18 protein-coding genes are annotated in these 19,489 nt (G+C 73.7%); 10 read left to right on the top strand and 8 right to left on the bottom strand.

Translation table 11 applies throughout. From position 1 onward, the window contains the following. Nucleotides 1-71: 71 nt before the first annotated feature. Together cydD and cydC are read left to right on the top strand one after the other, a co-directional pair. Nucleotides 72-1,670: a thiol reductant ABC exporter subunit CydD gene (gene cydD / locus E8M80_RS02190; protein ID WP_240789850.1), complete on the top strand. Its 1,599-nt coding sequence runs from the start codon at nucleotides 72-74 to the stop codon at nucleotides 1,668-1,670. Nucleotides 1,671-1,672: 2 nt separating this feature from the next. Then, nucleotides 1,673-3,343, top strand: a complete 1,671-nt coding sequence (gene cydC / locus E8M80_RS02185; RefSeq protein ID WP_137124001.1) for a thiol reductant ABC exporter subunit CydC — start codon at nucleotides 1,673-1,675, stop codon at nucleotides 3,341-3,343. Between the two features lie 189 nt (nucleotides 3,344-3,532). Here the strand turns inward: cydC and E8M80_RS02180 are convergent, their stop codons facing one another. After that, entirely contained in the window at nucleotides 3,533-3,931 is a 399-nt protein-coding gene (locus tag E8M80_RS02180; RefSeq protein WP_206035545.1) for an Hsp20/alpha crystallin family protein, read from the bottom strand. 192 nt (nucleotides 3,932-4,123) lie between these two features. On the opposite strand from E8M80_RS02180, the gene E8M80_RS02175 reads away from it, so the two are divergent. From E8M80_RS02175 to recQ, 3 genes are all read left to right on the top strand, one after another. Then, on the top strand, nucleotides 4,124-5,083 hold the full coding sequence (locus E8M80_RS02175; RefSeq protein ID WP_170979151.1) for a radical SAM protein: 960 nt from the start codon (nucleotides 4,124-4,126) through the stop codon (nucleotides 5,081-5,083). 219 nt (nucleotides 5,084-5,302) lie between these two features. Beyond that, entirely contained in the window at nucleotides 5,303-5,683 is a 381-nt protein-coding gene (locus E8M80_RS02170; RefSeq protein WP_137123999.1) for an OmpA family protein, read from the top strand. Between the two features lie 2 nt (nucleotides 5,684-5,685). After that, entirely contained in the window at nucleotides 5,686-7,503 is a 1,818-nt protein-coding gene (gene recQ, locus E8M80_RS02165) for a DNA helicase RecQ (protein WP_137123998.1), read from the top strand. Nucleotides 7,504-7,671: 168 nt separating this feature from the next. Here the strand turns inward: recQ and E8M80_RS02160 are convergent, their stop codons facing one another. Then, nucleotides 7,672-9,093, bottom strand: a complete 1,422-nt coding sequence (locus E8M80_RS02160) for a mannose-1-phosphate guanylyltransferase/mannose-6-phosphate isomerase (RefSeq protein WP_137123997.1) — start codon at nucleotides 9,091-9,093, stop codon at nucleotides 7,672-7,674. A gap of 101 nt (nucleotides 9,094-9,194) precedes the next feature. On the opposite strand from E8M80_RS02160, the gene E8M80_RS02155 reads away from it, so the two are divergent. After that, a complete protein-coding gene (locus tag E8M80_RS02155; protein ID WP_170979150.1) occupies nucleotides 9,195-9,644 on the top strand; it encodes a PaaI family thioesterase in 450 nt (149 codons plus the stop codon). A gap of 189 nt (nucleotides 9,645-9,833) precedes the next feature. On the opposite strand, the gene E8M80_RS02150 is transcribed toward E8M80_RS02155, so the two are convergent. From E8M80_RS02150 to E8M80_RS02140, 3 genes are read right to left on the bottom strand one after another with little or no spacing between them, the layout of a single operon-like run. Then, nucleotides 9,834-11,339 (bottom strand): tripartite tricarboxylate transporter permease, encoded by a 1,506-nt coding sequence (locus tag E8M80_RS02150; RefSeq protein ID WP_137123995.1) that lies wholly within the window; start codon nucleotides 11,337-11,339, stop codon nucleotides 9,834-9,836. 19 nt (nucleotides 11,340-11,358) lie between these two features. Beyond that, complete coding sequence (locus E8M80_RS02145; protein WP_137123994.1) at nucleotides 11,359-11,955, bottom strand: hypothetical protein; 597 nt, start codon at nucleotides 11,953-11,955, stop codon at nucleotides 11,359-11,361. A gap of 53 nt (nucleotides 11,956-12,008) precedes the next feature. Further along, entirely contained in the window at nucleotides 12,009-12,986 is a 978-nt protein-coding gene (locus E8M80_RS02140; protein WP_137123993.1) for a tripartite tricarboxylate transporter substrate binding protein, read from the bottom strand. A gap of 147 nt (nucleotides 12,987-13,133) precedes the next feature. Here E8M80_RS02140 and E8M80_RS02135 point away from each other — a divergent pair, with 147 nt between their 5' ends. The 4 genes from E8M80_RS02135 (at nucleotide 13,134) to E8M80_RS25695 (ending at nucleotide 16,412) form a co-directional block, all read left to right on the top strand. After that, complete coding sequence (locus tag E8M80_RS02135) at nucleotides 13,134-14,309, top strand: M20 family metallopeptidase (protein ID WP_137123992.1); 1,176 nt, start codon at nucleotides 13,134-13,136, stop codon at nucleotides 14,307-14,309. A 156-nt stretch (nucleotides 14,310-14,465) separates the two neighbouring features. After that, nucleotides 14,466-15,254: a creatininase family protein gene (locus E8M80_RS02130; protein WP_137123991.1), complete on the top strand. Its 789-nt coding sequence runs from the start codon at nucleotides 14,466-14,468 to the stop codon at nucleotides 15,252-15,254. Then, entirely contained in the window at nucleotides 15,251-16,243 is a 993-nt protein-coding gene (locus E8M80_RS02125; protein ID WP_137123990.1) for a ketopantoate reductase family protein, read from the top strand. The genes E8M80_RS02130 and E8M80_RS02125 overlap by 4 nt, the downstream gene beginning before the upstream one ends. Before the next feature lie 25 nt (nucleotides 16,244-16,268). Next, nucleotides 16,269-16,412, top strand: coding sequence for a hypothetical protein (locus E8M80_RS25695; protein ID WP_170979149.1), 144 nt, complete (start codon nucleotides 16,269-16,271; stop codon nucleotides 16,410-16,412). A 10-nt stretch (nucleotides 16,413-16,422) separates the two neighbouring features. Here E8M80_RS25695 and E8M80_RS02120 read toward each other — a convergent pair whose 3' ends face one another. The 3 genes from E8M80_RS02120 to E8M80_RS02110 are packed head-to-tail and all read right to left on the bottom strand — an operon-like array spanning nucleotide 16,423 to nucleotide 19,465. Then, on the bottom strand, nucleotides 16,423-17,178 hold the full coding sequence (locus E8M80_RS02120) for a metallophosphoesterase (protein WP_137123989.1): 756 nt from the start codon (nucleotides 17,176-17,178) through the stop codon (nucleotides 16,423-16,425). A 52-nt stretch (nucleotides 17,179-17,230) separates the two neighbouring features. Continuing rightward, a complete protein-coding gene (locus tag E8M80_RS02115; RefSeq protein ID WP_137123988.1) occupies nucleotides 17,231-18,490 on the bottom strand; it encodes a tetratricopeptide repeat protein in 1,260 nt (419 codons plus the stop codon). A gap of 51 nt (nucleotides 18,491-18,541) precedes the next feature. Next, complete coding sequence (locus E8M80_RS02110; protein WP_137123987.1) at nucleotides 18,542-19,465, bottom strand: hypothetical protein; 924 nt, start codon at nucleotides 19,463-19,465, stop codon at nucleotides 18,542-18,544. Nucleotides 19,466-19,489: the final 24 nt, after the last annotated feature.

The following is a 19,489-nucleotide window of genomic DNA, read 5'->3' as shown; positions in this document are numbered from 1 at the left end:
CCCTTCCGCCGGGTGCGGAGTCCGGCGCCGCACCCCTCCTGGCCAGGGAGGCGCGGCAGGCCCGTGCCCGCTTGATCCCCCCGATCCTGCTCGGCCTCGGCATCGTCGCCTGCGGCGTCGCGCAGGCCTTCCTGATCGCGCGGCTGCTGGCGACGCTGCTCGGCCGCGCGGATGCGGGCTGGGCGGAACTGATCGCGGCCGGCGTGCTGGCGCTGGCCATGGCGGCGCTCGGCATGGCGCAGGAACGCGCGCAGATCGCGGCGGGGGAGGAGGCGAAGGCGCGGCTGCGCGACGCCGCCTTCGGCCGCCTGCTGGCCGCCGGCCCGGCCGACGAGCGCGCGGTCGGCGAAAAAAGCGCGCTGGTGGTCGAGCGCATCGAGGTGCTGGAGGGATACTTCGCCCGCTGGCTGCCCGCGGCAGCTCTCGCGCTGCTGGCGCCGCTGATGGTGGCCGGTGTGGCCATGCTGGCGGACCCGGTCAGCGGGCTGATCCTGCTGGGCGCCGGGCTGATGGTGCCGGTGGCGCAGGCGATCAGCGGTATCGGCGCGGGCGTGGCCAGCCGGCGGCAATTCGCGGCGCTGCAGCGCCTCTCGGGCCGCTTCCTCGACCGCATGCGCGGCCTGCCGGTGCTCGTGCTGTTCAACCAGCAGCAGGCCGAGGCCGGGCGGCTCGCCGCCGCGGCCGAGGAATTGCGGTCGCGCACCATGCGCGTGCTGCGGCTCGCCTTCGTCGCGACCGGCGCGATGGAGCTCATCGTCGCCATCGCGCTCGCCTCGCTCGCCTATCGGCATGGGCACCTGGTGGCGGGGACGCATCCGGCGCCGGTCGAGGCGCTGTTCTGCCTGCTGCTGGTGCCGGTGTTCTTCGCGCCGCTGCGCGCCTTCTCGGCCGCCTATCACGAACAGCTCTCGGCGCGCGGCGCCGCGGCGGACCTCGCACCGCTGCTCGGCGCGCCGGAGCCGGCGGGGCTGCTGCTCGAGGAAGTGCCGCCCAAGGTCACGGTCACCTTCCACGAGGTGCGGCTGTCGTACGACGCCTCGCGCGCGCCGGCGCTCGACGGCCTGTCCTTCCGCGTGCTGCCGGGGGAGACGCTGCTGCTGACCGGCCCGTCCGGGTCCGGCAAGACCTCCGTGCTGCGCATCCTGATGGGCTTCCGCCGGCCCGATGGCGGGCGCGTCGCGATCAACGGCCATGACGTGACGCTGCTGAAGCCGGCCGAGCTTCGCCGCCTGTCCTCCTATGTCGGGCAGCGCGCGCACGTCTTCCGCGCCACGATCCGGGAGAACATCCGCTTCGCCCGGCCCGAGGCCGACGACGCCGCGGTCGAGGCCGCCGCGCGCGCCGCGCAGGTGGCCGAATTCGCCGATGCGCTGCCGCAGGGCCTCGACACGCTGGTGGGGGAGGGCGGCTTTGGCCTTTCGGGCGGGCAGGCGCAGCGCGTGGCGGTCGCGCGCGCCTTCCTGCGCGACACGCCGCTGATCCTGCTGGACGAGCCGACCTCCCATCTCGACCCGGGGACGGAAGCCGCCGTGCTGGACGCGCTGCGCCGGCTCTGCGTCGGGCGCACGGCGATCGTGGCGACGCATGCGCGCGCCGCGCGGGGCTATTTCGGCCGCACGCTCGACCTCGGCGCGGCGGGCGCGGCGGCCGACCGCATGGCGGGGAACTGAGGATGGCGCGCGACCTGCTCCGGATCCTCGGCCTCTGGCGCGGGCGGACGGGCTGGCTTGCGGCCGGCGTGGTGGCGGCGGTCTGCTCGGCGCTGGCCGGGCTGGCGTTGCTTGTGCTGGCGGGGCGCGTCATCGCGGGCGCGGTGGTGGACGGGCAGGCGGGCGGCGTGGCGCTGGCGGGCCTCGGGCTTGCCGCGCTGATCTGGCTCAGGCCGGTGATGCTGTTCCGGCCGGTGGCGCGCTACCTCGACCGCCTGGTGACGCACGAGGCGACCTTCCGGGCGCTGGCCGACATGCGGGTCTGGTTCTTCGGCCGGCTGGCCGAGCGCCTGCCGGCCGGGCTCGGCCTGCGCCGCGCGGGGGATCTGCTCGGGCGGCTGGTGGCGGATGTCGAATCCCTCGACGGGCTCTATCTGCGCGTGATCGTGCCGGCGGCCGCCTCATTGGCCGTGATCCTGGCGATGGCGCTGGTGGTGGGCGCCACCGACCCGCTGCTGGCCGCGCTGCTGGCCGCGCCGCTGGCCGCCGCGCTGGTGCTGCCGCTGGTCCTGGCACCCGCCGCCGCCGAGGCGGGCCGGCAGGTCGCCGAAGCGCAGGGCGCGCTCCGCAGCGCCGTGGTGGACCCGCTGACCGGCATCGAGGACACGCTGGCCGCCAATGGCGAGGCCCGCGCCGCCGCCCGCGTGGCGGCGGAGGGTGCCGCGCTCGCCGCCGCGCAGCGCGCGCTGGCGCGGCGTGCCGCCTGGGGCGGGGCCTCGGGGTCGCTGCTGGTGCAGGCGGCGCTGCTCGGCAGCCTGGCCTGGGCGCTGGCCGCGGGGCAGGACGGGCTGGCGGCCGGGCTGATGGCGGTGTTCCTGGCCATCGCGGCGGCCGAGGCGCTTGGGCTGATGCCGCGCGCGGGCGCCGCGCTGGCCGCCGCCGGCGCCGGCGCGCGCCGCCTGTTCGAGGCCGCCGACACGCCCGAGCCCGTGCCCGATCCCGCCGCGCCGGCCGCGCCGCCCAAGGGCCATGCGCTGAAGGTCTCGGGCGTGACCTTCGCCTGGGCGCCGGACCGGCCCCGCGTGTTCGAGGGGCTCGACCTCGAGGTTCCGGAGGGGGCGCGGGTGGCGCTGCTCGGCCCCTCGGGCACGGGCAAGTCCACGCTGGCGGCGCTGCTGCTGAAATTCGCGGCCCCCGAGGCCGGGCGCATCACGCTGGGCGGGGTCGACATCGCCGCGTTGCCGGCCGCCGAGGTGCGCCGCCGCATCGCCTGGCTGACGCAGGATGCGCGGTTGTTCGACGACACGATCGCGGCCAACCTTCGCCTGGCCGCGCCCGAGGCCGCGGATGCGGAGCTCTGGCGCGCGCTCGACCGCGCGCAGCTGGGCGAGGTGGTGCGCGGCCTGCCGGACGGGCTCGCCACGATGTGCGGGGAAGGCGGGGTGCGATTTTCGGGCGGGCAGGCGCGGCGGCTGGCGCTGGCGCGCGTGCTGCTCTCGGCGGCGCCGGTGCTGATCCTGGACGAGCCCGCCGCGGGCCTCGACGCCGATACGGAGCGCGCCTTCCTCGAAACGCTGGACGAGGCGACGGCCGGGCGCAGCGTCATCCTGATCCTGCACCATTTGACCGGGGTGGAGCGGCCGGGGCGCATCCTGCGGCTGGTCGGCGGCCGGGCGATCGCGGCGGCGGGGTGATCGGCCCGGCTTCCGTCGCGTGTTGGGCTTCCCGAAGGGCTGGTGAAGCGCGGGGGAGGAGAACCTCCCCCGTTCCCCCTCCCTGCCTTGTCATTTGGCGCTGGTCCTGGAAGGCGGGGCGCCAAATGGCAAAGAATACTGAGGGGGGGTACGGGGGGAGAAGTCTCTCCTACCCCGCCCGTCCAGCCGTCAGCCCCCCGTCGCGCCCCCGATCGGGATCCGCCGCGTGGTCGGCGCGGCTTCCGGCGGGCGCGGCAGGGTCACGCGCAGCACGCCCTTCTCGAAGGACGCCTCCGCCTTGGCCGGGTCGGGGCCGAAGGGCAGGCGGACGCTGCGGCGGAAGGCGCCGTAGCTGCGCTCGGAGAGGTGGAAGCCTTCCTTCTCCTCAGCCTTCTCCTGCTTCTTCTCGCCCGAGATGGTCAGGATGTCGCCGTCCACCGAGAGCTCGATGTCCTTCTCCTCCATCCCCGGCAATTCGGCCGTGACGACCAGGGCGCCGTCGCCTTCCTTCATCTCGAGCGAAGGCGCGAAGGCGCCGAACCTTGCGGCCGGGCCGCCGCCGAACATCTGATCGAAAACCCGGTTCACTTCGCGCTGTAACGTCCCGAAGACATCCGGCGAAGACGCTTTATCAGGCACGGGATCACGCGAGGCCATGACGTTCTCCTTCCTTGCCAGACCGCCCGGCGGCACGTCGCCTGCCCGGGTCGGACGCGCCGCATCTACGGCCGCCGTCGCGGCCATGCCTTGCCCTGGATCAATCAAGCCGGAGACGCGCCCTTGAACGCGACTGTCATTGCGAGGCCGAAGCCGCTGGACCCCGCGAAGTTCCAGAACCCCGTCCTGACCGCGAAGGGTGAGCGCCGCGCGGCCGTGGCGCTCGAAGGGCTGCGGACGCTGTGGATCAACACAGGCACGCTCTGCAACATCACCTGCCGCAACTGCTACATCGAGAGCAGCCCGAAGAACGACGCGCTGGCCTACATCACGGCCGCCGAGGTCGCGGCCTACCTGGACGAGGCCGCAACGATGGGCGCGCCGCTCGATGAGGTGGGCTTCACGGGCGGCGAGCCCTTCCTGAACCGCGACCTGCCCGCGATGCTGCGCGACGTGCTGGTCCGCGGGCACCGGGCGCTCGTGCTGACCAACGCCATGAAGCCGATGATGAACCATGCCGCGGCGCTGCTGGCGCTGCGCGAGGAATTCGGCGCGCGGCTGACGCTGCGCGTCTCGATCGACCATCACGAATCCGCGTTGCACGACCTCGAGCGCGGGGAGGGGACCTTCGCCAGGACGATGGAGGGTCTCGCCTGGCTCGCGCGCCATGGCTTCGCGCTGCACGTCGCCGGCCGCGCCGGCTTCGGCGGCGGCGACGAGGCAGCCATGCGGCAGGGGTATGCGGCGCTGTTCGCCGCGCACGGCGTCGCGATCGAAGCGACGGACCCGGTGGCGCTGATGCTCTTCCCCGAGATGGATGACGAGGTCGACGTCCCCGAGATCACGGAGGCCTGCTGGGGCATCCTCGGCAAGGCGCCGGGCCAGATGATGTGCGCGTCGTCGCGCATGGTGGTGAAGCGCAGGGGCGCGGCGGGCCCGGCGGTCGTGGCCTGCACCCTGCTGCCCTACGACGCCCGCTTCGAACTGGGCGCGACGCTGGCCGAGGCATCCCGCCCCGTCGCGCTGAACCATCCCCATTGCGCGAAGTTCTGCGTGCTGGGCGGCGCGGCCTGTTCGCGCTGAGAGACCGTTTGAGCGTGCCGGCACCGGCCCACACCCCCACCCGGCCACCCATCCTGGATACTGTCGTTGGCTGGCCGGGTGGGGGAGCGCGCCGGTGCCGGACATCGGAATGCGCCCGAAGGCGCATTCTTAAACGGTTCCTGAGGACCCGAGGCGCCCGTTGACGTGGAAGGGCGCTTCGCGCGACCAAGGCGCATCGCGAACCCTGGAGTCGACCCGATGCGCCGCCGCCACCTCCTCGCCGCCGCCCCCGCCCTGCTGGCGGCGGCCTGCGCCACCGAAGCGCCCCGCCCGGCGGTGACGGTCTTCTTCACCGAGGACAGCGCGACGCTGGAAGGCGAGGCGATCGAGGTGGTGCGCCGCGCCGCCGCCGCCGCCCGGCAGGGCACCGGTCCGGTCACGGTCCTGGGCTTCGCGGGCCCCGCGGGCAGCACGGCGCAGAACCGCGCCCTGTCCGAGGCGCGGGCACAGGCGGTTGCCGACGCGCTGGCCGCCAACGGCGTCGCGCGGGACCGCATCCGGATCGTCGCGCGCGGCCCCGTGCCCTTCGAGGCGGTGCCGACCGAGAGCCGCCGCGTCGAGATCCGCGCGGGCGGCTGAGCATGACCACGGAGGACCCGCGGGAGGTCCTCCGCCGCGTCTTCGGGCACCAGGGCTTCCGCGGGCGGCAGGAGGAGATCATCCGCCATGCCGCCGAGGGCGGCTCCGCGCTCGTGCTCATGCCGACGGGCGGCGGCAAGAGCCTCTGTTTCCAGGTGCCGGCGCTGTGCCGGGACGGGGTCGGCGTCGTCGTCTCGCCGCTGATCGCGCTGATGGAGGACCAGGTCGCGGCACTCCGCCAGCAGGGCGTGGCCGCCGCCGCGCTGCATTCCGACCTGCCGCCCGAGGAAGCGCGCGGCGTGCTGCGCGACCTGCGGGAGGGCCGGCTCAAGCTGCTGTATGTCTCGCCCGAGCGGCTGACGCTGGATGGCACGCTGCAGCGCCTCGATGCGCTGCGGATCGCGATGTTCGCGGTCGACGAGGCGCATTGCGTCAGCCAGTGGGGGCACCATTTCCGGCCGGAATACCGCGGCCTCGGCGTGCTGGGGGAGCGCTTCCCCGGCGTGCCCCGCCTGGCGCTGACGGCGACCGCCGACCCGCGCACGGTGGACGACATCCGCCGGCAGCTCGGGCTGGACGACGCGCCGGTCTTCCGCGCGTCCTTCGACCGGCCGAACATCTTCATCGAGGCGGCGCCGCGCGAGAGCGAGCGCGGCCAGCTCCGCGCCCTGGTGCGCGCGGCGGGCGGCTGCGGCATCGTCTATTGCGGCAGTCGCGCGAAGACCGAGAGCACCGCCGAATGGCTCCGCGCCGACGGGCACGACGCGCTCGCCTTCCATGCCGGCATGGATGCCGGCGCCAAGCGCGACGCGCATCGGCGCTTCTCCCGCGGGGACGACGTCATCATGGCGGCGACCATCGCCTTCGGCATGGGCATCGACCGACCGGATGTGCGCTGGGTCGCCCACCTCGACCTGCCGCGCAGCCCCGAGAGCTGGTACCAGGAGATCGGCCGCGCCGGGCGCGACGGGCTGCCGGCCCGGGCATTGCTGCTGTTCGGCGCCGGCGACATGGCGATCGCGCGGCACCGCATCGCCGAAAGCCCGGCATCGGACGACCAGAAGCGCGTCGAGCGCGCCCGCCTCGACGCCATGATCGCGATCGCCGAGGCCGCGACATGCCGCCGTGCGATGCTGCTGCGCTGCTTCGGGGAGGAGCCGGCGGCCGAGCGCTGCGGCGCCTGCGACGTCTGCCGCACGCCGCCGCGGTTGTTCGACGGCACCGTCACGGCGCAGAAGATGCTCTCGGCCGTGGTGCGCACCGGGCAGCGCTTCGGCGTGGGCCACGTGGTCGACGTGCTGCGCGGGCGCATGACAGACAAGGTCGCGCAATTCGCGCATGACCGGCTGCCGACCTTCGGCATCGGCCGCGATGTGAGTGACAGTGCCTGGCGCGGCGTCGCGCGGCAGCTCGTCGCGCGCGGGGTGCTGGATGTCGCGGTCGAGAACCACGGGGAACTGGTCGCGACCGAGGCCGCCCGCCCCGTGCTGCGCGGGGAGGACAAGGTGATGCTGCGCGAGGAGACGGTGCAGCCGCCGTCCCGCCGCGCCGCCGTGGCCGCGCCGGCGGTGTCCTCGGGCGACCCGGTCTTCGAGGCGCTGCGCATGTGGCGGCGCGCGGTGGCGCAGGCGCAGTCGGTGCCGGCCTATGTGGTGGCGGACGACCGCACGCTCGGCGCCATCACGGCGCGGCGGCCGGCCTCGATCGACGCGTTGCTGGAGGTGCCGGGCATGGGGCGGTCGCGCGTCGAGCGCTACGGGGCCGAGATCCTGCGCGTGCTGCGGGAAGCGGCGACGGAGCCGGTCGCCGGGGCGGGTTGAGCGCGGGCGCGGGGGCGCGCCACGCCCCCACCCGGCCCGATGCCCCACATCGGGCCGCGAGCGCGAAGCGCGACCGCGCCCATCCCGCCCGTGGTCCCCGGCGCGGCAGCCCAGGGCGCGTAGGCAAGGCGGCCGGACAGCCGCCGCCCGCCGCCTGAGGGCAAGAAACTACGCCCTGCCGTAGGTGTCCTCGAAGCGGACGATGTCGTCCTCGCCGAGGTAGGAGCCCGACTGCACCTCGATCAGCACGAGCGGGATCATCCCCGGGTTCTCCATCCGGTGCACGCAGCCGAGCGGCAGGTAGACGCTCTCGTTCTCGCGCAGCAGGATCTCCTCCTCGTCGCGGCGCACGATGGCGGTGCCTGAGACCACGACCCAGTGCTCGGCGCGGTGGAAGTGCTTCTGCAGGCTGAGCTTGGCGCCGGGGCGGACCTGGATCTTCTTCACCTGGAAGCGCTCGCCGAGGATCAGGCCCTCGTAGTGGCCCCAGGGGCGGTAGGCGCGGCGGTGCTCCGTCGCCTCCTTCCGGCCACGCGCCTTCAGCGCGTCGACCAGCTTCTTCACGTCCTGCGCGCGGGACCGGTGCATCGCCAGCACCGCGTCGTCGGTCACCACCACCACCGCATCCTCCAGCCCGACGACGCCGGTCAGGATGCCTTCGCTGCGGACGATGCAGTTCCGTGCGTCCAGCAGCTCGACCGGCCCGGTCGCGGCGTTGCCCGCGGCGTCCTTGGCGCTGATCTCCCAGAGGCTGTCCCAGGAGCCGATGTCGGACCAGCCGATCGCGGCGGGCACGACGGCGGCGTGCTGCGTGCGCTCCATGACCGCGTAGTCGATGCTGATGGAGGGCGCGGCGGCGAAGGCCTCGGGCGCCAGGCGCACGAAGTCCATGTCGCGCCGGGCCCCCTCGACCGAGGCGCGCACGGCCGCCAGCAGCGCCGGCTCGTGGCGCTCGAGCTCGGCCAGCAGCACCGAGGCGGTGGCCACGAACATCCCCGAATTCCAGAGATGCCGGCCGCCGGCGAGGAATTCTGCCGCGCGCGCGGCGTCCGGCTTCTCGACGAAGCGCGCCACCTCGTGCACGCCCTCGAGGCCGGGCAGGGCCGCGCCGGCCTCGATGTAGCCGTAGCCGGTCTCGGGTGTCGTCGGCTGCATGCCGAAGGTCACGATGCGCCCGGCGCGCGCCGCCGCAGCGGCACGGGCCAGGGCGGCATGCAGCGCGGGCACGTCGGTGATGGCCGAATCGGCGGCCATGATCCAGAGGACGGTGCCCGGGCCGGCTTCCTCCGCCAGCAGGGCGGCGGCGGCGATGGCGGGCGCGCTGTTGCGCCCGGCGGGCTCGAGCACGATGCGCGCGCCGTGGCCGCGCAGTTGCTCGGCCACCAGGAAGCGATGCGCCTCGTTGCAGATGACCATGGGCGGCAGGAAGCCCGCGCCCTCGGCGCGCGCGGCGGTCTCGGCCAGCATCGGCCGGTCCGAGGCGAGCGGCCAGAACTGCTTCGGGTAGCCCTCCCGCGACAGCGGCCAGAGCCGCGTGCCGGTGCCGCCGGAGAGGATCACGGGAAGGATCGATGTGTCGTGCGCGCTCATGTCGGCGAAGGCCCGGTTGCTGACGATCCCGTCCTATGCGACGCAATCGGGGCGAAGAAAAGACGGCCCTGCCCCCGGGGCACCGTCGGCGGAGGTTGGGCATGGCGGATGGCAGGGCGGCGGACGGGGCGGAGGCGCCAGGCGCCATCCCGCCGGGCTTCGCGCCGCGCCGGGCGGGCGGGCCCTTCCTGGAGCCGATCGGCCCGATCTTCCGCCGCCCGGATGACGGCGGCGCCACCTTCGGCCTGCGGATCGAACGCCGGCACTGCAACAGCCAGGATGTCGCGCATGGCGGGATGCTCGCGACCTTCGCGGACCTGGCGCTCGGCATCGGGGGCGCGGAGCAGGCGGGCACGCCCGGCCACTTCATCACGGTGAGCCTGGTCACCGACTACTTGGCGCCGGCGCCGCTCGGCGCCTGGCTGGAATGCCGTCCGGCCCTGCTGCGGCGGACCGCGCGGCTGATGTTCGTGGACGGTCGCTTCCTGGCCGACGGCGTGCCGGTGCTGCGCGCCAGCGGCGTCTTCAGCCTGCCGCGGCCGAAGGGCTGATGCGAAGGGCGCATGGCTTGACCTGCGGGGATGGTCGATGAAGGTCGGGGGAGGAGAACCTCCCCCGATCCCCCTCCCTTTCTTGGAATTTGGCGCCGGGCCCGGAAGGTGGGGGGGGCGAATGACAAGGGGGGGAGAAGTTTCCTTCCCCCCCCCCCGGCCTTGCCGTCCTGTGTCGGCGCCGCGGCGTCAGCCGCCTTCCTGCAGCGCGGCGTCCTTGCTCTTGCGGATGTTGGGCAGGAGCATCGCGGCCAGCGCGATCGCCGCGATGGCAAGCAGCGTCGCGCTGATCGGCCGCTCGATGAACACGCCCCAGTCGCCGCGCGACAGCAGCATGGCGCGGCGCAGGTGCTCCTCCATCATCGGGCCGAGGACGAAGCCGATCAGCATCGGTGCGCCTTCCAGCCGGAGCTTCGAGCAGAGGTAGCCGAAGATGCCGAAGACCACCGTCTGGTACACGTCGAACACGTTGTTCTGCAGCGAATACACGCCGATCGCGCAGAAGATCATGATGGACGGGTACATGTAGCGGTAGGGCACGGCCAGCAGCTTCACCCACATGCCGACCAGCGGCAGGTTGATGACCAGCAGCATCAGGTTGCCGACCCACATCGACGCGATCAGGCCCCAGAACAGGTCGGGCTGCGCTTCCACCATGCGGGGGCCCGGCTGGATGCCCTGGATGATGAGCGCGCCGACCATCAGCGCCATCACGGCGTTGCCCGGGATGCCCAGCGTGAGCAGCGGGATGAACGAGGTCTGCGACGCCGCGTTGTTGGCGCTTTCCGGCCCCGCCACGCCCTCGATCGCGCCCGAGCCGAACTCGTGCCGGTGGGAGGAGAGCTTGCGCTCCATCATGTAGGACGCGAAGGAGGACAGCGCCGCCCCGCCGCCCGGCAGGATGCCGAGCATGGAGCCCACCGCCGTGCCGCGCAGCACGGATGGGATGGACCGCCGCACCTCCGCCCGCGTCATCATCAGGCTGCCGACCTTGCCCGACATGACCGACCGCGATTCCGGCCGCTCGAGGTTGATGATGATCTCGGCGATGCCGAACATGCCCATGGCGATCGAGACGAAGCCGACGCCGTCCGAGAGTTCCGGGATGCCGAAGGTGAAGCGCTGCTGGCCGGTCTGGACGTCCGTGCCGACCATGCCGAGGGAGACGCCGAGCGCCACCATCGCGATCGACTTCGCGACCGAGCCCTGCGCGAGCACGGCTGAGATGATCAGGCCGAGGAACATCAGCGAGAAGTAGTCGGCCGGGCCGAAGGACAGCGCCACCTGCGTCAGCAGCGGGCCCGAGGCGGCGACGAGGATGGTCGCGACCGACCCGGCGAAGAAGGACCCGCAGGCCGCGACGGTCAGCGCCGCGCCGGCGCGCCCGTTGCGCGCCATCTTGTAGCCTTCGAGGGTCGTGACGACCGAACTGACCTCCCCTGGCAGGTTCAGCAGGATGGCCGTGGTCGAGCCGCCGTACTGCGCCCCGTAGTAGATGCCGGCCAGCATGATGATGGCGGTGGTTGCCGGCTGGCCGAAGGTGATCGGCAGCAGCAGGGAGATGGTCGCGACCGGTCCGATGCCCGGCAGCACGCCGATGGCGGTGCCGATGATGCAGCCGATGAAGCAGAAGAGCAGGTTGTTCAGCGTGAACGCGACGCCGAAGCCGTGCCCGAGGTTCTGGATGAGATCCATGACGGTCCGTTCCCTGCCTTCAGAACTGCGGCCAGACCGGCACGCGGATGTCGAGCTCGTAGATGAAGACCGCCCAGCACAGCACGCAGAGGAACACGACCAGGCCCGCGACGCCGAGCGGCGTGTGCGTCTTGTCCGCGAAGGACGAGAGGATCACCGAGATGCTGATCGCGACCATCAGCCCGAGCGGCTCCAGCACGATGCCGAACAGCGTGAAGGCCCCACTGACCAGGAACAGCGGCCGCCACGACGGGACGATGCTGGCCACCATGCAGCCGACAAAGAGGCCGATCCCGAGCGGGTTCCAGCCGACCGATGCGAAGCCCGGCATCCTCGCCGCCGCCAGCCCGGCCACGGTGCCCGCTGCTGCGCCGCCGATCAGGAACCAGACCTCGGACGGCGTCCAGGTCTCGATCGGGTCGGGGCCATTGAACAGGCCGAGCACGAGCGTGATGCCCCCGAGCCCCATCAGGATCCAGAAGGCGAGCATGGGCATGTAGCCCGGGCCCATGCGCCGGGCCGAGCCGAGCGTATGGTCGAGGTTCAGCCACAGCGCGACCGCCGCGAATGACATCAGCAGACCCGCCGAGATCAGGTCCTTGGCGTTCAGTTTCATGCTCGTTCATCCACCCCTGAGATATCGGCGCCGCCAAGCCGCGTCGCCCTGCGTCAATCCGCCGATGCGCCAGAAGCCTGCACGAGGGGCGCCCACTTCGCCACCTCCTGCTTTACGAATTCCGCGTAATCCGCGGCCGTCATGTCGCCCGGCGTGCCGCCGAGTTCCGCGAACCTCGCGCGCACCGCCTCGGTCGAGAGGAAGGCGCGCGTCTCGCGGTTCAGCCGCTCGACGATCGGCGCAGGCAAGCCGGCCGGCGCCGAGAGCCCGAACCAGGAATCGCTGGCGAGGTCGTAGCCCTGCTCGCGGAAGGTGGGCACGTCGGGGAAGGCGCTGTGCCGCTGGGCGGACGCCATCGCCACCGCCACCACCGAGCCCTGCCGGATATGCGAGCTGGCGGACGGCAGGCTGTCCGACATCATCGGCACCTGGCCCGCGATCACCGCCTGCATGGCTGGCCCCGCGCCGCGGAAGGGAATGTGGTTCAGCTCCTTGCCGATCAGCTGCCCCATGCGCACCACCATCAGGTGGTTCGACGAGCCAGCGCCCGAGGTCGCGACGTCGAGGCCCTGCGCGCTCCGCGCCCGCGCGACCGCATCGGCCAGCGTGCGGATGCCGGAATTTGGGTTGGCCACCCAGACGGTCGGGTTGGTCACGACCAGCGCGATGTGCGTGAAGTCGGTCACCGCGTCGTAGCGCATGCGGTTGCGGTAGACATGCGGGCTGATGCCGTGGCTCGCGATGTTCGAGACGACCAGCGTGTACCCGTCGGGCGCCGCGCGCGCGACCGTCTCGCTGCCGACCGTGGCGCCGGCGCCGGCGCGGTTCTCGACCACGACCGAAACGCCGAGGCGTTCCTGGAGCCCGGCGCCGAGCAGGCGCGCGACGATGTCGGTGGTGCCGCCGGGCGCGAAGGGCACGACAAGCCTGATGTTCTGCGCAGGCCAGGACTGCGCCGATGCGCCACGCGCTGCCGCAACGGCCGGCACAGCCGCGGCCAGCAGCCAGCGTCGACCAAGTTTCCAGGTCATCCTGCCTCCCCCGAACTCCCGTGCTGCCTATCGCATGCAGTCCGAGGGGCCGCAAGCGGCCAGGGCGGCCTTATCGGGGCGGCACGTCTTGTAACCGGTCGCCCCCGACCTATGCTCGCGGCACCGCCACTGCACCAGGATCCGCCCATGCTGCCGAACGATCCCGAGCGCGCGATCCGCGACGCCGCCGCCGCCATCGGGCCTCGGCTGGTCGAACTGCGCCGCGACATCCACCGCGTGCCCGAACTCGCCTTCCAGGAAACGCGCACGGCCGGGATCGTCGCGGCCGAGCTCGCGCGGCTCGGCATCCCGCACCGCACGGGCGTGGGCGTCACGGGGGTGGTGGGCGAGATCAAGGGCGGGCGGCCGGGCCCGACGCTCGCCATCCGCGCGGACATGGACGCGCTGCCGATCCATGAAGAATCAGCTGTCGACTTCGCGAGCACGATCGACGGCCAGATGCATGCCTGCGGCCACGACATCCACACCGCGACGCTGCTCGGCGTCGCCGCCGTGCTGCAGCAGATGGCGCCGCAGATCGCGGGCACCGTCCGCCTCCTGTTCCAGCCGGCCGAGGAAGTGCTGGAAGGCGCCGCCGCCATGATCGCCGACGGCGCCGCGGATGGCGTCGACATGGCGCTCGGCTTCCACAACCACCCGGACATGCCGGTCGGCACCTTCGGCTATGTCCGCGGCGCCTGCCTCGCCGCGTCGGACCGCTTCGACCTGGTGGTGCAGGGCAAGTCGGGCCATGCGGCGCACCCCTACGCGGCGGTCGACCCCATCGTGGCCGCGGCGCATTTCATCGCCCAGGCGCAGACCGTGGTGAGCCGGGAGATCCGGCCGCTGCACCCGGCGGTCGTCACGGTCGGCATGGTCCAGGGCGGCACGACCTACAACATCATCCCCGAGCGCGTGCACCTGAAGGGCACGGTGCGCACGCTGCACGCCGATGCGCGCGACACGGCGGAAGCCGCGCTGAAGCGCCTTGCCACCGGGCTCGAGACGACGATGCGCGTGCGCTGCGAGATGACCTATGCGCGCAAGGTGCCGCCGCTGGTCAACGACGACCGCGTGCTGGAGCCTGTGCTCGCCGCCGTGACGCTGCAGATGGGCGCAGCGCCGGAGGAGGGGGAGCCTTCCATGGGCGCCGAGGATTTCGCCGAGTTCGCCGCGCGCGCGCCGGCCTTCCAACTGCGCATCGGCTCCGGCGCGCCGGGGCGCGACGACCGGCTGCACAACGCCTTCTACCAGCCCGACGAGCGATGCATCGCGCTCGGCGTGGAGGCGCTGTCGCGGGCTGCCGTCGAGATCCTGTCCTGACGAGACCGGGGGGAGAAGGGAACTTCTCCCCCCGGACCCCCCACAACCTTCTTTGTCACCTGGTGCCCGACCTTCCGCGGTCAGCGCCAAGTGCCAAAGAAGGGAGGGGGCTTGGGGGAGGTTCTCCTCCCCCGACCTTTCCTTTCCGGAGTTGCCATGACCGACCGCATCGCCGAACTCACCGCCCCCGAGGTCGCCGACCGCCTGGCCGCCGGCGCCGTCGCGCTGCTGCCCATGGGCAGTCTGGAAACCCACGGCCCCGCGCTGCCGATGGGCGACTATGTGGTCGCCGAGGAGATCGCCGCGCGCATCGCCGCCGCTGCCCGCCTGGCAGGTGCCGATGCGCTGGTGGCGCCCGCCATCCCCTTCGGCGGCGAGGATTTCTTCGCCGGCGTCGCCGGCGGCATCACGCTCAGCGTGCCGACGCTGACCGCGGTGATCGAGGAGATGGCCGAGGCCTTCATCCGCATCGGCACGCGCCGGATCATGGTGGTGAACGGCCACGCCGGCACCATCGCGCCGGCCGAGGCCGCGGCGCGCGCCATCCGCCACCGCCACGGCGTCATCGTGCCCTCGCTGCACCTGTGGCGGGAGGCCGGGCGGCTGCATGGGGAGCTCGGCGGCGCGGCGACCTCCTTCGGCCACGGCGGGGATCCCGTCGCGTCGGTCACGATGTATCTCCGTCCAGATCTCTGCCGCCCCGACCGCGCGCGGGAAAAGCACGCGACCGGCCCCTATCTCGGCACCCCGCCGACGGGCTTCGGCGCCATTCGCGCGCATGGCGTGGACTTCGCCGTGCCGATGTGGGTGGAGGAGGTGGCGCCCGGCGGCGTCGCTGCGCCCGACCCGCGCGGGGCGAACGCCGCGCATGGCGCGGCCATCGCGGAACGGCTGATCGCGGCGGGTGCGGCGATGTGCGCGCAGCTCCGGGACCATGCGCCGTGACGCGCATCTGCGTTTTCGGCGCCGGCGCCATCGGCAGCCACCTCGCGACCCGGCTCGCGCTCGGCGGCGCGGAAGTCTCGATCGTCGCGCGCGGCCCGCACCTGGAGGCGGTGCGCGCGAAGGGCATCACGCTGCGCGCCCATGACGGCGTGAAGAACGTCCGCGTGCAGGCGGAATCCGACCCGGCCGCGATCGGCCCCGTGGATGCCGTGCTGGTCACGACCAAGGTGCCGGCGCTGCCCGCCGCCGCGCGCGCCATCGCGCCGCTGCTGGGCGCCGACACGCCGGTCGCCTTCGTCACCAACGGCATCCCCTGGTGGTACTTCCTCCGCCATGGCGGGGAGATGGAAGGGCGGCGCCTGACGTTGCTCGACCCGGGCGGGGAGATCGAGCGCCATGTCGGCATCGCGCGCACGCTGGGCGGCGTGATCTATTCCGCGAGCGCGGTGGTCGAGCCCGGTGTCGTCTCGTCGGAACATGCCGACCTGCGGCTGTTCCTCGGCGAGCCGGACGGCACGATCAGCGACCGCGCGCGCATGATCGCGGACCCCATGCAGGCGGGCGGCATGCCGACGCCGGTGGTGTCCGACATCCGCCACCGCGTCTGGGGCAAGCTGATGGGCAACCTGACCAGCGGGCCGCTCTGCCTGCTGTCGCGCCAGGACATGATGACGAGCTTCGCCGACCCCGCGGTCTTCGCCGCCGGCGTGCGCATCGCCGAGGAAGGTGCTGCGCTGGCGCTGGCCTACGGGCACGACCTCGCGACCTCGGCCGAGCAGCGCATCCGGCGGTCGGGGATGATCGCGCACAAGCCGTCCATCCTGCAGGACCTGGAACTGGGGCGGGCGATGGAGGTCGACGCGCTGTTCACGGTGCCGCTGCAGATGGCGGCGGAGAAGGGCGTGGCGATGCCGACCTTCGAGCTGTGCGCCCGGCTGGCCACGCTGGCGGCGGCGGCGCCGGGGCTCCATCGCCCGGCCGTGCCGTGACCGGCGCGACGCAAGGAAGCATGCGATGAAACCGAACCTCGTCTGGTTCCTGGCCGGGCTCGTCGTCGCAGCGGCGATCGGCGGCGGCATCTGGCTGATGCAGGACCGCCGTCAGGACGGCGTCGACATCTCCATCACCGGCAGCGGCGTCAGGATCGAGCGGCGCTGAGCGACCCGCCTCAGGCGCTTTCCGGCAGCAGCCCCGTGCGGATCACGTGCGGCCAGGCGGCGTTGAAGCCGTGCTCCTCCGCACGGCGGGCCGCGCGCTCCCAATCGTAGCCGATCGCGAGCAGCTCGACCGCCACGCGCGCCCCCGCGACATCCACCATGGCGTAGCGTGCATGCGGCGTGCCGGCCTCCTGCCGGTGGGCGGGCTCGCGGGAGATACGAAAGCCCGGCAGGCCGAGGCTGCCCGGGTTCACCACCAGCGGCCCGTCCGGCACCTGCACCATCCCCGTGCGGTGGCTGTGCCCGCAGAGCACGACGCGCGCGGCCATGCCAGCCGCGCCGAGCCTTTCGCGCAGCACGGCCATCGGCGCCGGGCGCAGCCGCTCGGCCACCACCTCCTCGATCAGGTTCTGCACGTCGGAGTCCGGCGTGCCGTGCACCGCCAGCACGCCGGGGGCGGGCGAGAGCGTGAGCGGCAGGCCCATCAGCCAGCCGCGCTGCGGCCCCGTCAGCCCTTCATGCGCGATGCGGTCCTGCATGCCCATCCGCGCCGGCTCGTGCTCGCTGATCCAGCGGTCGTGGTTGCCTCTGATGCAGGGAATGGCCGCGTCCTGCAGGCGCTCCACCGTCTCGCGTGGCCAGCCGGCGCCGGATGCGATGTCGCCCAGGCAGAGCGTGGCGTCGGCGCCGCGCGCCGCGATGTCGTCCAGCACCGCCTCCAGCGCCGCCGCATTGCCGTGGATGTCGGTGATGACCGCGATGCGCATGGTGCCTGCCCCCGATGACCGGGGCATGTCATCGCCCATCGCCGCCGCCGCGTCACCCCCGCTGCCGGCCCGCGGCACGCGCCCGCTCGGCGGCCTGGTCGCGCATCGCCACGAACAGCTCGCGCTGCGCGTGGCTGCCGCCGGCCGCGTGCAGGCGCGGGATGGCCGCGTCGAGCAGCCGCGCGCCCTCCGCTGCCTCGCCCGCCACCGCCGCCGCCACGCCGCGCGCGGCGGCGAGCCCGACCGCGGCCAGCACGCGCGCCTGGCTGTCGGCCTCCGACCCCGCATGCCGCGCCAGGCCCGCCAGCATCCGCGCCAGCGCCTCCCGCCGCCCGGCGGCCGCAAGGCAGAGCACATGGTGCAGGTCCGCGAAGGCCCAGGCGCGGTCGGCCGCGCGCGCCTCCGCGATGTCGGCCAGCCCCTGCCAGCGCCGGGCACCCACCGCGACGCCCGCGGCCTCCAGCCGCCAGAGCAGCGAGGCCGCGTTCATCAGGTCGCGCACATCCTCGCTCGGCTCCGCCCAGACCTTGGCGTCGTGCAGCGCGAGCGCGGCGTCCTCCTGCCCGAGCGCCAGGTGGAACAGCGCGCGGTGCCAATGGACGTGGCGCACGAAGTTGCTGCCGCCGGCCAGATGCGGCTCGAGCCAGCGGAGCCAGGCCAGCCCCTCCCGCATCCGCCCCTGCGCGCCCAGCGCATGCGCCACCGCATGGGCGCCCCAGAGGTCGCCCGGCTCGGCGGCCACGGCGCGGCGGCCGAGCGTCTCGGCGGCCTCCGGCTCGCCCGTCTCCTCCAGCGCGAAGGCGAGGCAGCCCTGCATGTAGGCGTGGCCCGGCAGCGCGGGGTCCCAGCGCGGCAGCGCGGCTTCCAGCGCCGCGCGCATGGCCGGCGCGTCGCCCAGCATGAAGCGGATGCCATGCGCGAGACGAAGCGCCAGCGCGTCGCGCGGGTCCTGCTGCGCGATCGCCTCGAGTCCGGCCGCGGCGCGCTCCATGTCGCCGCCCTCGGCCCAGGCGGCGAGCGCCTGCGTCAGGGCCCGCTCCCGCGGCGTGCCGCCACGGGCTTCCAGCGCGTCGCGCGCGCGGGCCAGGCTGCGGGGTGCTTCCGCCATGATCGGCCGGCGCGCCGACATCATCTGCGCGAAGCCCGCCATGGCGTGGCCCGCGACCAGCATCGGGTCGGCGGCCAGCGCCGCGGCAAGCCGCGCCCCGCCTTCCGCCTTCTGGCCGAGCAGCGCGATCACCGCGGCCTCCAGCTCCCGCGCCGCGACGGCACTCGGGGTCGTGATCGCGGTGCCGCGGGGGTCGTGCTGCATGGCGCTCTCCTGCCGATCTCCTTCCCCCTTTCGCCGGCCGGGCGGTGCGCGTTACGCCCGCGGCAGCGCGGTCTGGCCCAGCACCCAGCCCTCCCACCGCCGCACCGCATCGTCCGGCGGCACGAAGTCGGGCCTGAGCCCGTCCAGCACGCCGACCAGCCCGAGCAGGCCGATCACGCTGTCGAAGCGGTCCTCGCCGGCGGCATCGGCGCCGAAGCCGTCGGCCACCATGGCGCGCAGCGCGGCCGAGGGTGCGACGCGCCGCGCCGCCATGGCGTCCCGCAGCGGTTCCGCCAACGCCGCCCGGTCCGTCCGCACCCGCTTCGACCCGCGCAGCACGAGCCCGCAATGGCGCAGCGCCTCAGCGGGATAGACCTCGGCCAGCACGGCGCGGCCCGGCGCCAGCAGCCCGTGCAGCCCGCCCGCGAAGGGCCAGAGCGCATAGGGCGCCCCGGCGGCGAGCCCCGGCGCCAGCCAGTCCCGCCAGGCCGCGATCGCCGCCTTGCCCGACTGGTTCGCGCCGAGCGTCCAGAACACAGGCGCTCCGGCCGGGCGCTCGGCGGTCGCGCGGTCGCACATCCGCGTGAGCCCGGCCGCGTCGCCGAGCCCGAGCGCCGCCGCATGCGCCGCCCGCGTCATGCCCTTGATGCCGCGCGCCGGGTAGAAGGGCCGCGCGGGCGAGACCTGCTCCAGCGTCGCCGCCACGTCGAAGAAGCCGGGCGCGGCGGCAAGCCCCGCCAGGAAGGGCACGAACCCTGCCTCCGGCCGCCCTTGCGCGAAGCCGCGCGGCACGCCGAGCGGCAGGTCGAGCCCGACAGCCACGGGCACGCCCTCGGCCAGCAGCGCCGCGACGCGCGCCGCCGGGTCGCCGACCGGGGCCGGCGCCTCCGCCCGCCAGCCGCCGGCGCCGCGCCGCGCGACCGAGACCCAGCGCTTGCGCGGATCCGTGCTCCAGTCGGCATGGGCCGCGATCATCCGCACGTGCGCCGACGCCCCGCC

The organism is Roseomonas sp. HF4 (assembly GCF_005222755.1).
Lineage (GTDB): Bacteria > Pseudomonadota > Alphaproteobacteria > Acetobacterales > Acetobacteraceae > Neoroseomonas.
Note: the sequence above shows the minus strand (reverse complement) of the source record. Positions and strands in the feature narration are given on the sequence as shown.

Excerpts from the sequence above, each read along its gene's own strand:
- cydC (WP_137124001.1), top strand. The coding sequence starts at position 1,673 with ATGGCGCGCGACCTGCTCCGGATCCTCGGCCTCTGGCGCGGGCGGACG.
- E8M80_RS02170 (WP_137123999.1), top strand. The coding sequence starts at position 5,303 with ATGCGCCGCCGCCACCTCCTCGCCGCCGCCCCCGCCCTGCTGGCGGCG.
- recQ (WP_137123998.1), top strand. The coding sequence starts at position 5,686 with ATGACCACGGAGGACCCGCGGGAGGTCCTCCGCCGCGTCTTCGGGCAC.
- E8M80_RS02160 (WP_137123997.1), bottom strand. The coding sequence starts at position 9,093 with ATGAGCGCGCACGACACATCGATCCTTCCCGTGATCCTCTCCGGCGGC.
- E8M80_RS02155 (WP_170979150.1), top strand. The coding sequence starts at position 9,195 with ATGGCGGATGGCAGGGCGGCGGACGGGGCGGAGGCGCCAGGCGCCATC.
- E8M80_RS02150 (WP_137123995.1), bottom strand. The coding sequence starts at position 11,339 with ATGGATCTCATCCAGAACCTCGGGCACGGCTTCGGCGTCGCGTTCACG.
- E8M80_RS02145 (WP_137123994.1), bottom strand. The coding sequence starts at position 11,955 with ATGAAACTGAACGCCAAGGACCTGATCTCGGCGGGTCTGCTGATGTCA.
- E8M80_RS02140 (WP_137123993.1), bottom strand. The coding sequence starts at position 12,986 with ATGACCTGGAAACTTGGTCGACGCTGGCTGCTGGCCGCGGCTGTGCCG.
- E8M80_RS02135 (WP_137123992.1), top strand. The coding sequence starts at position 13,134 with ATGCTGCCGAACGATCCCGAGCGCGCGATCCGCGACGCCGCCGCCGCC.
- E8M80_RS02130 (WP_137123991.1), top strand. The coding sequence starts at position 14,466 with ATGACCGACCGCATCGCCGAACTCACCGCCCCCGAGGTCGCCGACCGC.
- E8M80_RS25695 (WP_170979149.1), top strand. The coding sequence starts at position 16,269 with ATGAAACCGAACCTCGTCTGGTTCCTGGCCGGGCTCGTCGTCGCAGCG.
- E8M80_RS02120 (WP_137123989.1), bottom strand. The coding sequence starts at position 17,178 with ATGCGCATCGCGGTCATCACCGACATCCACGGCAATGCGGCGGCGCTG.
- E8M80_RS02115 (WP_137123988.1), bottom strand. The coding sequence starts at position 18,490 with ATGCAGCACGACCCCCGCGGCACCGCGATCACGACCCCGAGTGCCGTC.
- E8M80_RS02110 (WP_137123987.1), bottom strand. The coding sequence starts at position 19,465 with ATGATCGCGGCCCATGCCGACTGGAGCACGGATCCGCGCAAGCGCTGG.